Genomic DNA, 14,016 nt, shown 5'->3' with positions numbered 1-14,016 from the left:
GCGCGGCGTATTTCGGTCGGTGAGCAGGGCTTCAAGCTGCTCACGCTCAACGGGGCCAAGGTATAGGCAGATTCCATCGCGTCTCATGCCGCGAGAATAGCACACCAGAACGACAACGGGAACCATCCGTCAGGTGGAGAACACTAGGTCACTTGGACTTTAAGGCCGGTGCATACACCGACCTGGCGGCATCGCACACAAGGCGATCGAACGAATGTTACGAAAAGCGCACCTCCGGCTGAATAAACGCACGAAGCCTGAAGTGGCTGTAGCGCGACGATCTGGATGAGAACTCGCCTCGCATCCTGGTCGTCGCGCTGCAAGTGTCGATGAGCGGGACGCTGACCTTTGGTCCGCCTGTCTCGGCGTCGGTCGGGAAGTCGGACAGTTCGGCAGCCTCGGCTACTGCGGTAAACCCAATGGTTGCCGCTCTCGTCAAAGCCACCAAGGACCCGGGGCGGCTGACAGGACTCATCCCGACTCTCCGATTGACGTGCCTGCGTCGTATTCACCGCTGGCCGTGGCCCGCATCACGACAGCGTCAAAGCTCAAAATTGCAGTCGAACGGACGGCAAGACCAATCGGAGCAGACCAAGGGGCAGAAATTCAATGTGGACTGCAGTTTCTCGGAAAGATTTCGAAAGATTTCCCACAAAACGACAATCCGTTCCCGACAAATGACAATCGGATATCGCAAAACGACAATCCTGATGCGCGTCGCGACCGTCGAACACCAGGAAATCATCTTGGGAATACCGGCTCCGTCGCTCTACAGGCCGTCCCGAAACAGACGTAAGCCTCTGAAACTAATCAGTTATGACGTGATCTCCGTGAGTTCACAAGAGACCGGTTCGACGAAGAAAAAATCCTCCACCATCCTCCCGCGCACGTCGCCGATCTCGCCGCCCGCCGCAAGAGTCCTGCGTTTTCTGCGGGTTGACCCCATGCCGCACGGCCCGGATGCCCGGGATGACGATGCCCATCGCCAACCGCAGGAATCCGCCACTCACGGAGCGCGCGCGGGAAGCCTTCGCCGTCAACACCGCGGGCACTCCTGACACCCGCGCACGGGAATTGCGCGCTCGTTCCGGTCCGACCTCAGACCGGGTCGTTGTCCTTCGCGCGCTGCGGCATTGCCGAGGTCATGACCCCGGCGCCAAGCTGCACCAGCTTCCCGGTTTCCGCCGTGTAGTGCTCCAGCGCCGTTTTCACGAACTCGACCTGAATGCGCTGCGCCTCAGCCATATCCTTGCAGGTCAGCAACGCGTGCTGCGTCTTCATGTCCTCGGCGATCCGGGCGGTCACGAAGGCCATCACCTCGTTGCCCAGCGCGGTCAGCGTCTCCATCATCCCGGCGCTCATCCATGCCGCGGCGCCCAATCCCGCGCGGTTCATATCCATCCCCGGGATCCCGGCCGCCGTCGTCGTTCCCGTCGTTTTCGTTTGCGGAGTCTTCATGATCAGCATCCCCCTGACTTTCACATATCATTAAGTATGCCACGACAGCCCGCCGCCCGCCTTGACCTCGCGCAAACGCCGCCCCCTCGACGCACGGTCCCCAAGCGGATAGGAGAGCGCGACCAACCTTCAGCCGGGGCTCGCCATGACCGACCGTTCCTACCGTTTCACCCACGCCATCGCCCGCGCCCCCGCGGCCAGCATCGCCCGCGGGCTGCGTGCGGTCGATACCGGCACGCCCGACCTCGGCCTGATGAGCCGCCATCACGCCGACTACATCGCCGCGCTGCGCTCCACCGGCGCCACGGTGATCGAACTGTCGCCGCTGACCGACTTCCCCGACTCGGTCTTTGTCGAGGATACCGCGCTTTGCCTGCCCGAAGGCGCCGTGGTGATGCGCCCCGGCGCCCCCAGCCGCCTCGGCGAGGCCGCCCAGATGGCGCCGACGCTGCGCGCGCTCTATGATGAAGTGGTCGAGATCAAGGGCCCCGGCACCATCGAGGGCGGCGACATCCTGACCACGGAGCGCGAGATTCTCGTCGGCCGCTCGGCCCGCACCGATGCCAAGGGGGTCGAGGAACTGACCCGCCTCGTCGCCCGTTGGGGCTACGCGGTGCGCGAGGTCTTCACCCCGCCGGGTGTGTTGCACTTCAAGACCGACTGCTCGCTGCTCGACGCCGAAACGATCCTGTCCACCCCCAAACTCGACGCCTCGGGCTGCTTCAAGGGCTACCGCGTGATCCACACCGCCGAGGGCGAGGACGCCTGCGCCAACACGATCCGCTTCAACGATCTCGTGCTGATGCCCGCCGGATTTCCCCGCACCGCCGAACGCCTGCGCGGGCTTGGCTACGACCTGCACGAGATCGGCAACAGCGAATGCGCCAAGCTCGACGGCGGCATGTCCTGCCTGTCGTTGCGCTTCACGCCCAAGGGGTAAGGCGCGGGCGCCTCGCCACCGCTGTCATCCCCGCGCAAGCGGGGATCTCCCCCCGACCCGCGCAACCCGCCCGCCCACCGACCGGAGATACCCGCTTTCGCGGGCATGACACCGGCGCGGGAATAGCCCCCCTGTTGCACGAATGCGCCACCCGCCGCGCCACCGCCCGCCGGGGCTGCACCCCCGGTCCCCCTCGCCTATACTCGACGGAAATACCGCAAACGTCGGTGCATTATCGGTGTGGTTTCGGTGCGATTTCGGTATCGGTATTTTCAAGGCGTTTCAACGGCATGACGGACACCCCGGCCTACAACATCCTCGTCGTCGCGCAAGCCGGGCGGTTGCAGTACGAGGCGGTGATCCTCGCCGCCAGCCTCGCCGAGACCAACCCCGGCCTGACCGCCCGCCTGTTCATCGCCGAGCCGCAACCCGGCCCGCGCTGGCGCAGCGATCCGCGCATCGCCGACCCGGCCGTGCGCGGGCTTCTCACCGACCTTGGGGCAACCTTCCTGCCCTTCACCAACCAGTTTTTCGGCGACAGCTATCCCTACGGCAACAAGATCGAGGCGCTTTCCGCCCTGCCCCCCGGCGAGCCCTTCGTGTTTTTCGACACCGATACGCTCTTTCTCGGGCCACTCGCCGATGTGCCGTTCGACTTCGACCGCCCCTCGGCCTCGATGCAGCGCGAAGGCACCTGGCCGCAGATCGAGCTTTACGGACCCGGCTATGGTGCCATCTGGAAATCGCTCTACGACCGGTTTTCGCTTGATTATCAAAGCTCCCTGGACCTGAGCCAGCCCGACGAATACTGGCGACGCTACCTTTACTTCAACGCGGGCTGGTTCTTCCACCGCGACCCCGCCGCTTTCGGCCGCCGCTTTCTCGACTACGCGCTGTCGATCCGCGACGACCGGCCAGAGGAGCTTGTGTGCCAGTCGCTCGACCCCTGGCTGGATCAGGTGGCGCTGCCGCTGGTGATCCATTCCTTCGGCGGCGGTCGCCACACCATCCCCGACGGCCTTCTGGACGGCAGCATCACCTGCCATTACCGCGCGCTGCCGCTGCTTTACGCCCGCGCCAGCGACCGGGCCGTGGAGGTTCTGGAAAAAGTTTGCGAGGTCAAAGAGATACGCCGCGTCCTGCGCGATCACGAGCCGGTCAAGACACTGGTCTACCAGAACCGCGGCCGCAAGGCGCGCGCCCTGTTCGACCGCGCCGACCTGCCCCGCCGCGAACAGGTGATCCGCAACACCCTGAAGCGCGAGGGGTTCTGGACGCGCTGAACGCTCACAGCCCCCGTGCGCCCAGGGCCGCCCGCCAGTGGGCGGCGCGCGCCTTCAACGCATCCGCCCGTGCCAGCGGCACCAGGTCGGGGTCGAGCCGTTCCAGCACGTCGAACACGAATCCCGCGCCCGTTGCTGCAGCCCAGGCCGCCGCCAACGCGGGTTCGGTCGCGCCACCCGAGCGCAGGCTGAACCGCAACCGGTTCTCGATCGCGCCCAGCGTCGGGCTGGCGCCGACCCAGACGCCGCCGCCCTGCGTATCGCGAAAGGCGTAGATACCCGCATCGGCGGGGCGGTCCTTCCAGGCAGCGGTGGCCGCCTTGCGGGCGGTGCGGTCGATCATGGCGGCTCTCCGGTTGCATCCGGCGCCGGGATGCCATATTTTAACCCGGATATAAATACCAAATCTGTGGAACCCCGATGGACCGCCCCCTGATCGCCTTCGAAGGCGACTGCCGCATCGGCGATGGCGATGCCGCCACCCTGTGCAACCTCTTGCGCGCCCGCCTCGCCGCCCGCGCCGATCCCGCGCAGGGTCCGCGTCTGGCCGTCTTCGACGCCGAAACCGGCCGCCCGGTCGATCTCGATCTGCGCGAAACGCCCGCGGCGCCCGCCCGTGGCCGCCCTAGGCTGGGCGTCACCGCGCGCGAGGTCACGCTGCTGCCGCGGCATTGGGACTGGCTCGCCACCCAACCCGGCGGCGCCTCGGCCGCGCTGCGCCGACTGGTCGAAACCGCGCGACGGGTGCAGGACGGCGCGGACCGCGCACGCCAGGGGCGCGAGGCCGCCTATCGCATCCTGACCGATCTTGCCGGTGACCGGCGCGGCTATGAGGAGGCGATGCGCGCGCTCTTCGCGGGCGATGCCGCAGGGTTCGACCGCCACACCGGGGGCTGGCCCGACAACATCCGCGCTACCGGCAGGGCGCTCGGCTTCCCGGATCCGGCCTGAGACCGGGCGAATCGGCGCCCGGAACATTCTGGTGTTCCCCGCCCCCCGTGCGGGCAGCCGTCCCACGCCGCACGGTGACGGCAGAACGGGTGTTCCCACCGCACCCCGTTGTGCGCCCGAGCGCCTTCCCCTAACCTCGCGCCAAAGCTCCAGGGAGGATGCGATGACCAGAACCTACGCTTTCGAGACGCAGCAGATTCATGCGGGCGCCAAGCCCGATCCGGCCACCGGCGCGCGCCAGACGCCGATCTACCAGACCACGGCCTATGTGTTCCGCGACGCCGACCACGCCGCCGCGCTCTTCAACCTGCAGGAAGTGGGCTACATCTACTCGCGCCTGACCAACCCCACGGTGTCGGTGCTGGCGGAACGCATCGCAACGCTGGAGGGCGGCGCGGGCGCCGTTTGTTGTTCTTCGGGTCATGCCGCGCAGATCCTGGCGCTGTTTCCGCTGATGGCGCCGGGGCGCAACGTGATCGCCTCCACCCGCCTCTACGGCGGCACGGTGCAGCAATTCTCGAACACGATCCGCAAGTTCGGCTGGTCGGCGAAGTTCGTCGACTTCGACGATCTGGCGGCGCTGGAGGCCGCGATCGACGACGACACCCGCGCGATCTTCTGCGAATCCATCGCCAACCCCGGCGGCTACATCACCGATCTGGACGCGGTTTCAGCGGTGGCGAACAAGGCGGGCCTGCCGCTGATCGTCGACAACACCTCGGCCACGCCCTGGCTCTGCCGCCCGATCGAGCATGGCGCGACGCTGGTGGTGCATTCGACCACGAAATACCTGACCGGCAACGGCACCGTGACCGGTGGCGCGGTGGTCGATTCCGGCAAGTTCGATTGGTCGGCCTCGGGCAAGTTCCCGGCGCTGTCAGAGCCGGAACCGGCCTATCACGGGCTGAAGTTCCACGAGGCGCTGGGGGCGATGGCCTTCACCTTCTACGGCATCGCCGTTGGCCTGCGCGACCTTGGCATGACGATGAACCCGCAGGGCGCGCACTACACCCTGATGGGGATCGAGACGCTCAGCCTGCGGATGGAGCGGCACGTCGCCAACGCCATCAAGGTGGCGACCTGGCTGGAGAAGGATCCGCGGGTCGATTTCGTCACCTACGCGGGCCTGCCCTCCTCGCCCTATTACAACCGTGTGGCGCGGATTTGCCCGCGCGGGGCCGGTGCGCTTTTCACTTTTGCGATAAAGGGCGGTTATGACGCCGCGGTGAAGCTGGTCAACGGGCTGGAACTGTTCAGCCATGTTGCGAACCTCGGCGATACCCGGTCGCTGGTGATCCACTCGGCCTCGACCACCCACCGGCAACTGTCGCCCGAGGCGCGGGCACTGGCGGGTGCGGGCGACAACGTGGTGCGCCTGTCGATCGGAATCGAGGATGCCGACGACCTGATCGCCGATCTGGATCAGGCGCTGGCCAAGGCAACTGCCTGATACAACGGTTGCCCCGGCGAAAGCCGGGGCCTTTCCGCCTCAGGGCGCGATGGCGAAGACCATCGTGACCGAGGCATCAAGGTCGATCTCGCCCTGCGCGACCGGCATCGGGGCCGACTTCGTCATCATCGGCGCCGCCATCGCGTAAGGCCGGACGCTGGCCGACTGATCCGAGATCGCCATCACCGGGCCCAGTTTCACCCCCGCCGCCACCGCGTAAAGCTGCGCCTTGTGCATCGCGTCGGCCACCGCAGCCTTGCGCGCGTCATCCTGCGCCGGGGCGGGGTCGGCCAGCCCGAAGGACAGCCCGGAAAAGCCGTTGGCCCCGGTGCTGACCACCCCGTCGATCACCGTGCCCAGATGATCGAGCGCCCGCACCCGCACGCTGACCGTGCTTGACGCGACAAAGCCGACGATCTTCGGCGGCCGGGTCGAGCCCTGCGGCGGCTCATCCCAACGCGGCGACAGGTCCAGCCCCGAAGTTTGCATGTCGCGCGCGTCGATGCCCTCGTCCTTCAGCCGCGCCAGCACCCCGGCAAGCCCTGTGGCGACCTGCCCCATTGCCGCGGCCCCGGTTGCACCATCGGCGGTAACCGCCAGTGTGATCGTCGCCATGTCGGGCGCGCGGCTCACCTGCCCCTCGCCCGAGACGGTGATCATGGGGGTCGGCGGCTCGGCCCACAGTGCCCCCGGCGCAATCAGCGCAACCGCGAGAAGAATTCCGGTCAATCGCGTCATGAAAAGCCCTCCGTTTGCGCCAGAGTCAGGCTGCGCCGCGCCTATGGCAAGGCCAATCGCGGGGGATTTCCTTTCCCTCGGCGATTTCCTGCTGTAGAAATCCGCGAACATCGGCGCGGCCCTCCCTTGCGCGAAGCTCCTGTGCTAGAGCCTAGGAATGAAACCAAGTTTCGCACTCAACCTCAGCCATGAGGGGATCGGCCTTCTGCACCGGACGATCCGCGGGTGGAGCGTCGTCGGCGAGGTCGCGCTGGACGCGCCCGACCTTGGCGGGGCGATGTCCTTCCTGCGCTCGACGGCGCTTGGGCTTGAGACGCGCGGGATCACCACCAAGCTGATCCTGCCCGCGTCGCAAGTGCTTTACACCACCGTCAATGCACCCGGCCCCGGCGCCGCCAAGCGTCGCGCCCAGATCGCCGCCGCACTCGAGGGCCAGACCCCCTACGCGGTGTCGGACCTCGTGTTCGACTGGTCCGGCACCGGCAGCAGCGTGCAAGTTGCCGTGGTGGCGCGCGAAACTCTGGACGAGGCCGAACATTTCGCCACCGAACATCGGTTCAATCCGGTGTCCTTCGTGGCGATCCCCGACAATGGCCAGTTCGCGGGCGAGCCCTTCTTCGGCCCCGCGCCAAGCGCCGCCGTGCTGCTGGCCGGCGACAAGGTCGAGCGCGATCAGGATCCGGTGCGCATCGTCAGCCGCGCGGCGGCGCTGCGCCCGGAAGACATGGCCGTGCAGGCCGTCGTCACGCCGTCCGCACCCGAGTCGCTTCCGGTCGCGGAGGTGATCACCGAAGCGGTCGAGCCCGTTCCGGATGACGTGACGACGGTCGAAGCCGAAGCGCCCGCCGCCGCGGCAGCCATTGCCGAAGCGATGCCCCCGGCCGCCCCAAGCGAGCCGCCGGATGCCCCCCAAGCAGTGGTGCCCGCCGCAGCAATGCCCGCGCCGGTGGCAGCGCCGCCCCCCGAACCGGAACCCGCGCGGGGGCCCCTGCAACTGCGCGGCGGCGTCACCGAACCGATCGTGATCGACGACGAGGCACCCGCCGAGCCGGTCACCGAGCCTGCCGCGCCGAAGGGAAAGCGCGAGAAGCCCGAAGCCGCCCCGTCGGCCGAGGACCGTCCGACCCCGACCTTTTCGACGCGCCGCACCGCTCAGGCCCTTGATGCAACGGAACCGTCGACCGATCGGGTTGCGCCGCGCATCGGTTCGCCGCCGCCGCGCGACATGACGGCGCCGCCGACCAAGGCCCCGGCCGCCAAGGCCCCGCCAATGGCCGCCCCGACGGGTGGCACGGCTGCGGCCGCGGTCCGGGCCGCCACGATGCCTGATGCCGTGCGCGCCGCGCTCGCCGCCCAGAACGCCCGCGGCACCAACGGACGCACGGCCCGACGCCCGACTCTTGCGCCGACGAAGCCTGCCGCCAAGCCGCCCGCCAAGGCCAAACCCGGGCAGGAACCCGAACTCTCGCGGTTCCTGCCCCGCACCCTGTCGCGCCCCGACGAGGCCGCCCTGACGGGCGAGCCGGGTGCGATTCCGCTGCCGCCGCGCCCGGCCTCGGAAGCCGAGGCGATGACGGTCTTTGGTGAACGGCGCAAGAACAAGGACCGCCGCGCGCCGCGCTACCTTGGCGTGGTCCTGACGGTGCTGTTGCTCGCGCTGCTGGGCGCCGTGGCGCTTTGGTCGTCGCTCTATCTGTCGCAAGCGACGCCGCCAAAGCCAGCCGCGACCGAAACCGCGGCGACCACGCCTGTTGCACCGGCGGCGACCACAGAACCGCAGCCCGGCGCAACGGCCGCCGTCCCCGCGCCGAAGGTGCCCGACCAGCCCGATACCTCCGCCAATCCGCAAGCGGTGGCTGATGTCGCGGACAAGGCGATGGCGGTGCCCGATGCCGCGTCGATCGGTGCGACGGGTGCAGGCAGCGATGCGCCGGTCGCCGACGCGTCGACCGCCGCCCCCGCGCCGATGACGCTGCTGACGACACCGGAGGTGAGTGTTCCGTCCCGGCCCGACGCGGGCGGGGCCATTGCGCTCGCCTCGGTCGATCCGCGCCTGTCGCCTGCGACCACCGCGATGTTGCCCGGCCCCGGCGCCGACTCCGCGCCGGTCATTCCCGCGCTGCCACCGGCGGCCCCGGCCTCCGCCGGTGCGCCGGGCAACGGCGTGGCTGCGCTGCCGGGTGCGACGGTGCCCACCGCGCCTGCGGCGATTGCGGCGATTGCGCCCCCCGCGCCGCTGGCCCCGGCGATAGTCGCGTCGGTGGCCGAAGCGGCCCCGGCCGCCCAAGCGGCGGCGGCAGGTGCTGGCCCGGTGCCCGAACCGCCACCCGGCGCCGATCCGGCGCTGGCCAAGTTCAAGCCGAAGCCCCGCCCCGAAGCACTTGCCGCCGAGGCTCCGGCGACCGACGCCACCGCCGCCGATAGCGGATCCCCCCTCGCGCCAGCCAGCGCGACAGTGCGGCCTAAGCCACGCCCGACGACGGGCGCCTTCGCCCCTGACACCACGGGAAGCACCAGCGCCCCCGCGCCCGAAATCAGCGATCTGGCGGTCGCCTCCTCGCCCCGCCCTGCCGACCGGCCGAAGGGGCAGGACGCGGTGCAGGCGAGCACAAGCACCGGCGTTGCGGCGGCCCTTGCCGCTGCCGGGCCGGCCACGGCCGCGCAACCGGCGGCCCCAAGCGTCGATGCCGAGCCCGAACCGGTCTCATCGCCGATGCCGAGTCTGCCCGGGAACGCCTCGGTGGCAAAGGAATCCACCGTCAATGGCGCGCTCAACCTGAACCGGATCAACCTGATCGGCGTGTTCGGCACCACCTCCGACCGCAGCGCATTGGTGCGGTTGCCAAGCGGCAAGGTCTTGCGGGTTCAGGTCGGCGACACGCTCGACGGCGGCCGCATTGCCGCCATCGGCGAGGATAGCCTCTACTACGTCAAGAACGGGCAGAATGTGCAGTTGAAGATGCCGAACGGCTGATCAGCTTGCCTTCAGCACGCCACGGTCGATCTGGTCCTGCTCGATCGACTCGAACAGGGCGCGGAAATTGCCCTCGCCGAAACCGTCATCGCCCTTGCGCTGGATGAACTCGAAGAAGATCGGTCCGATCACCGTCTTCGAGAAGATCTGGAGCAGAATCTTCGTCTCGGCGCCATCCACGACCCCTTCGCCATCAATCAGGATGCCGTTCTTCGCCAGCTTCTCGATGGGTTCCTCGTGTCCCACCACGCGGGTCTTGCTAAGCGCGTAATACGACATCGGCGGCTTGGGCATGAATTTCAGCCCGCGCGCGGCGATCGCGTCGGTCGCGCCATAGATATCCTCGGTGCCCACCGCGATGTGCTGGATGCCCTCGCCGTTGTAGCGCCGCAGGTATTCGACGATCTGCCCGGTCTCGCCCCGATCCTCGTTGATCGGGATGCGGATGCGCCCGCAGGGACTGGTCAGCGCGCGGGAGTGCAGGCCGGTGAACTTGCCCGCGATGTCGAAAAAGCGGATTTGGCGGAACCCGAACAGGTCGCCGTAGAACCGGAACCAAGTGTCCATGTTGCCCTTGTGGACGTTGTGGGTCAGGTGGTCGAGGTAGTAGAACCCCACGCCGACGGGTTTCGGCGCGGCGATCCAGTCGACCTCGGCGTCATAGGGGTTCGCGTCGCCGTAGCGGTCGGTGAAGTAGAGCAGGCTCCCCCCGATCCCGACGATCGCAGGCAGGTCGAAGACGCGGCCCGGCCCCTCGTAAGGTGTGGCCCCCCCGGCAATGGCGTGCCGGTAGGCATGTGCGGCGTCCGCCACGCGCCAGCACATCGAGGCCGCACAGGGCCCGTGTTCGGCCACAAATCCGGTGGCATGGCTGCCCGGTTCGGCGTTCAGCACATAGGTGATGTCGCCCTGCTGCCAAAGCTCCACCGCCGTGGTCCTGTGCCGGGCGGTCAGGGCAAAGCCCATCCGGGCGAAAAGGTCGCGCAGCACCTGCGGCTCGGGGTGGGCGAACTCGACGAACTCGAATCCGTCGGTGGCGGCCGGGTTCTGCGGGGTGATTGTGGCCCGGGGGGCCTGATGCGGGAAGGGGCCCATTGGCGTTCTCCTGTGCGCGGGATGGATCAAAGATACGCTGGAGCTGTCGCATTTTCCGCGCATTCTGCGGCATTAACCGCTATCATTACGCGGAATTTCCGCGCCTTCCGGCGCCGTGATGCGAGATTCCCGCAAATGCTTGACGCCATCGATTCCCGCCTGCTGGCCGAGGTCCAGAAGAACGCCCACCTGACCGCCGAGGCTTTGGGCGAAATCCTCAACCTCTCGCCCAGTCAGGCCGGGCGGCGGCGTCAGCGGCTGGAGGCCGAGGGCTACATCCTGGGCTATGCCGCCCGCGTCGATCCGGCCAAGGCCGGGCTGACGGTGCAGGCCTTCGTGCAGGTCCAGATGGCCCGCCACGCGCCCGAGGCGGCGCGGTCCTTCGCGTCGCTCATTGGCACCCGCCCCGAGGTTATCAGCGCCTGGACCCTGACCGGCGAGGCCGATTACCTGCTGCGGGTCTACTGCGCCGACCTGCCCGCGCTGAACCGGTTGATCCACCAGGTGCTGCTCGCCCACCCCGCGGTGGCGCGGGTGCAAAGCCAGATCGTGATGGATCAGTTCAAACCCGACGCACCGCTGCCGACCTGAGGTTCAGCGCCGCCGGAAGGTCAGATAATGCGGGCTGCGCCCCTCGCGCAGTGCCTTCTGCTCGTAGCGGGTGGAAAACCAGTCATCCCAAGCGGTTGCCCCATCCGTCACCAGATCGAACCCGGCCTGCGGCACCTGCTGCCGGGTCTGGCGGACGTAGTCCGGAATATCGGTCGCCACCCGAAATTCGGCCCCCGGCGCCAGCACCCGTGCCAGCGGTTCCAGATGTTCCGGCGTCACGAAGCGGCGGCGGTGGTGGCGGTGCTTGGGCCAGGGGTCGGGATAGTTCAGAAAGGCCCTGGAAACCGAGGCTTGCGGCAAAACGTCGAACAGGTCGCGGACATCGCCCGGATGCACGGCCAAGTTCGTTACTCCGGCGCGGCGGATCTTGCCCAGAAGCATTGCGACACCGTTCACGAAGGGCTCGCAGCCGATCAGCCCGATGCCGGGATAGCGCGCCGCCATGTGCACCATATGTTCACCGCCGCCGAAGCCGATCTCCAGCCAGACCGGACGCGCATCACCGAAAATCACCGCCGGATCAAGGGGATGCCGGTCAGGGTTTTCATCGCGTGCAACGCCCTTGGGGGCCAGCGCGTCAAGGTCTTCCGCCAGATAGCTCTTCTGGCTGTCGCGCATGGTCTTGCCGTGGCGACGGCCGTAGAAGTTGCGCCAGTCGGGCGGGGTGTCGTCGGTCATGGGGCGCGGTCCGGTGAGGATGGCGGCGGATACCCGGCCATCGCGCGGTCGTCAACCCGTCGCCGGGTCGAGGCCGCGCAAGCCTTTGGGATGGAAGCAAAAACGGCATACCGAAAACACACCGACATTGCACCGATTTCGCACCGACGCGGACACCGAAACCGGCGCCCTTTTCTTCCGTTCGCAAGTATCCCGGGGGGTCCGGGGGGCAGAGCCCCCCGGCGCTCGCCGCCGCGCGCTACTCCGCCGCCAGCAGCTTGTCCTGCGTCTTCGTCTCGAAATCCGCCGCGTCATGGCGTTCGTGCAGTTGCAGCGCGGGCTCGCCGTGGGTGCGGTTGACCATGCGGCCGCGCAGCACCGCCGGGCGGGCGTCGATCTCCTGCGCCCAGCGCTGGACGTTGCGATAGCTCTCCACGTCAAGGAACTCCGCCGCGCCATACTGCCGCCCCAGCGCCAGTTGCCCGTACCAGGACCAGATCGCGATGTCGGCGATGGTGTAGTCGTCGCCGGTCATATAGCGCCGCCCGGCCAGGTTGCGGTCCAGCACGTCAAGCTGGCGCTTCACCTCCATCGCGAAGCGGTCGACGGCGTATTCGATCTTCGTCGGCGCATAGGCGTAGAAATGGCCGAAACCGCCGCCCAGGTAGGGCGCGCTGCCCATCTGCCAGAACAGCCAGTTCAGGCATTCGGCGCGGCCGTGCACGTTCTTGGGCAGGAAGGCCCCGAACTTTTCCGCGAGGTAGAGCAGCATCGACCCGGATTCGAACAGCCGCACCGCGGGCGTGACCGAATGGTCCATCATCGCCGGGATCTTGGAGTTCGGGTTGACCGCGACGAAGCCCGAGCCGAACTGGTCGCCCTTGCTGATCTGGATCAGCCAGGCGTCATATTCGGCGCCCGCGTGCCCCGCCGCCAGCAATTCCTCCAGCAGGATCGTCACCTTCACGCCGTTCGGCGTGCCCTGCGAATAAAGCTGGAAGGGATGCTTGCCGACCGGCAGCACCTTGTCATGCGTCGCACCGGCGATGGGGCGGTTGATGCTGGCGAAGGCGCCGCCGTTTTCCTTGTTCCAGGTCCAGACTTTCGGGGGGGCATAGGGGGTGTCGGTCATGTCGCTCACTGTCTCGCTGCGGCTGCATGGCGCATGTAGGGCGGGCCGCCGTCCGCGGAAAGGAGGCCGGGGGAAAGAGCGGCGGGGGATCCCCGCTTGTGCGGGGATGACACGCGATGTTTACCCGCGCCCGCGGTAGGGGGCCACGCCCTGATCGGGCACCCAGACGCCTTCGGGCGGCGCACCGGTCTGCCAGAACACGTCGATCGGGATGCCGCCGCGCGGATACCAGTAGGCCCCGAGGCGCAGCCATTCGGGATCGAGCAGGTCCACCAGCCGCTTGGCGATGGCGACCGAGCAATCTTCATGGAAGGCGCCGTGGTTGCGAAAGCTGGTCAGGTAGAGCTTCAGCGACTTCGACTCCACCAGCCAGTCGCGCGGGATGTAGTCGATCACGATATGGGCGAAGTCGGGCTGCCCGGTCATCGGGCAGAGCGAGGTGAACTCGGGCGCGGTGAAGCGCACGAGGTACTGCGTGCCCCGGTGCGGCGAGGGCACACGCTCCAGCACCGCCGTCTCGGGGCTGGTTGGCGCGTCCACGGCGTGGCCAAGCTGCGTCAGCCCCGAGACATCGGTGGTCATCACCTTACCGCCTGCTTCAACGCCTCGATCAGGTCGGTCTTCTCCCACGAGAAGCCGCCGTCGGCGTCGGGCTGGCGGCCGAAGTGGCCGTAGGCCGAGGTGCGGGCGTAGATCGGGCGGTTGAGGTTCAGGTGGGTGCGGATG

The 14,016-nt window shown here is 68.0% G+C and carries 15 protein-coding genes; 7 read left to right on the top strand and 8 right to left on the bottom strand.

The genetic code is table 11. The features are described 5' to 3' along the window. Window positions 1–329: 329 nt before the first annotated feature. Window positions 330–1,058, top strand: a complete 729-nt coding sequence (locus AC11WY_RS18205; protein WP_482928122.1) for a hypothetical protein — start codon at window positions 330–332, stop codon at window positions 1,056–1,058. Window positions 1,059–1,098: 40 nt separating this feature from the next. Here AC11WY_RS18205 and AC11WY_RS18200 read toward each other — a convergent pair whose 3' ends face one another. Further along, entirely contained in the window at window positions 1,099–1,458 is a 360-nt protein-coding gene (locus AC11WY_RS18200) for a phasin family protein (RefSeq protein WP_482928120.1), read from the bottom strand. Between the two features lie 145 nt (window positions 1,459–1,603). Between AC11WY_RS18200 and AC11WY_RS18195 the strand changes: the two genes are divergently transcribed. Together AC11WY_RS18195 and AC11WY_RS18190 are read left to right on the top strand one after the other, a co-directional pair. Further along, window positions 1,604–2,398, top strand: a complete 795-nt coding sequence (locus AC11WY_RS18195; protein WP_482928118.1) for a dimethylarginine dimethylaminohydrolase family protein — start codon at window positions 1,604–1,606, stop codon at window positions 2,396–2,398. 290 nt (window positions 2,399–2,688) lie between these two features. Continuing rightward, window positions 2,689–3,681 carry a hypothetical protein gene (locus AC11WY_RS18190; RefSeq protein ID WP_482928116.1) on the top strand — a complete coding sequence of 331 codons (993 nt, stop codon included), beginning with the start codon at window positions 2,689–2,691 and terminating at the stop codon, window positions 3,679–3,681. A 4-nt stretch (window positions 3,682–3,685) separates the two neighbouring features. Here the strand turns inward: AC11WY_RS18190 and AC11WY_RS18185 are convergent, their stop codons facing one another. After that, window positions 3,686–4,024: a GIY-YIG nuclease family protein gene (locus tag AC11WY_RS18185; protein ID WP_482928114.1), complete on the bottom strand. Its 339-nt coding sequence runs from the start codon at window positions 4,022–4,024 to the stop codon at window positions 3,686–3,688. A gap of 77 nt (window positions 4,025–4,101) precedes the next feature. On the opposite strand from AC11WY_RS18185, the gene AC11WY_RS18180 reads away from it, so the two are divergent. Continuing rightward, on the top strand, window positions 4,102–4,632 hold the full coding sequence (locus AC11WY_RS18180; protein WP_482928112.1) for a DUF2239 family protein: 531 nt from the start codon (window positions 4,102–4,104) through the stop codon (window positions 4,630–4,632). 163 nt (window positions 4,633–4,795) lie between these two features. After that, window positions 4,796–6,082, top strand: coding sequence for an O-acetylhomoserine aminocarboxypropyltransferase/cysteine synthase family protein (locus tag AC11WY_RS18175; protein ID WP_482928110.1), 1,287 nt, complete (start codon window positions 4,796–4,798; stop codon window positions 6,080–6,082). Window positions 6,083–6,121: 39 nt separating this feature from the next. Here the strand turns inward: AC11WY_RS18175 and AC11WY_RS18170 are convergent, their stop codons facing one another. Next, entirely contained in the window at window positions 6,122–6,820 is a 699-nt protein-coding gene (locus tag AC11WY_RS18170) for an SIMPL domain-containing protein (protein WP_482928108.1), read from the bottom strand. 157 nt (window positions 6,821–6,977) lie between these two features. On the opposite strand from AC11WY_RS18170, the gene AC11WY_RS18165 reads away from it, so the two are divergent. After that, window positions 6,978–9,794, top strand: coding sequence for a hypothetical protein (locus AC11WY_RS18165; RefSeq protein WP_482928106.1), 2,817 nt, complete (start codon window positions 6,978–6,980; stop codon window positions 9,792–9,794). Here AC11WY_RS18165 and hppD read toward each other — a convergent pair whose 3' ends face one another. Beyond that, entirely contained in the window at window positions 9,795–10,889 is a 1,095-nt protein-coding gene (gene hppD / locus AC11WY_RS18160; protein WP_482928104.1) for a 4-hydroxyphenylpyruvate dioxygenase, read from the bottom strand. Between the two features lie 135 nt (window positions 10,890–11,024). Here hppD and AC11WY_RS18155 point away from each other — a divergent pair, with 135 nt between their 5' ends. Next, window positions 11,025–11,480, top strand: a complete 456-nt coding sequence (locus AC11WY_RS18155) for an Lrp/AsnC family transcriptional regulator (RefSeq protein WP_482928102.1) — start codon at window positions 11,025–11,027, stop codon at window positions 11,478–11,480. Between the two features lie 3 nt (window positions 11,481–11,483). Here the strand turns inward: AC11WY_RS18155 and trmB are convergent, their stop codons facing one another. The 4 genes from trmB to AC11WY_RS18135 form a co-directional block, all read right to left on the bottom strand. Continuing rightward, window positions 11,484–12,179, bottom strand: a complete 696-nt coding sequence (gene trmB, locus AC11WY_RS18150) for a tRNA (guanine(46)-N(7))-methyltransferase TrmB (protein ID WP_482928100.1) — start codon at window positions 12,177–12,179, stop codon at window positions 11,484–11,486. 238 nt (window positions 12,180–12,417) lie between these two features. After that, complete coding sequence (gene yghU, locus AC11WY_RS18145) at window positions 12,418–13,290, bottom strand: glutathione-dependent disulfide-bond oxidoreductase (RefSeq protein ID WP_482928098.1); 873 nt, start codon at window positions 13,288–13,290, stop codon at window positions 12,418–12,420. A gap of 120 nt (window positions 13,291–13,410) precedes the next feature. Continuing rightward, entirely contained in the window at window positions 13,411–13,872 is a 462-nt protein-coding gene (queF, locus tag AC11WY_RS18140; RefSeq protein ID WP_482928096.1) for a preQ(1) synthase, read from the bottom strand. Beyond that, on the bottom strand, window positions 13,872–14,016 hold a 145-nt coding region (locus tag AC11WY_RS18135), incomplete at its 5' end, for a methionine adenosyltransferase domain-containing protein (RefSeq protein WP_482928124.1). The genes queF and AC11WY_RS18135, both read right to left, overlap by 1 nt.

Source organism: Solirhodobacter sp. (genome assembly GCF_964715405.1).
This window is presented reverse-complemented; position numbering and strand designations above follow the sequence as displayed.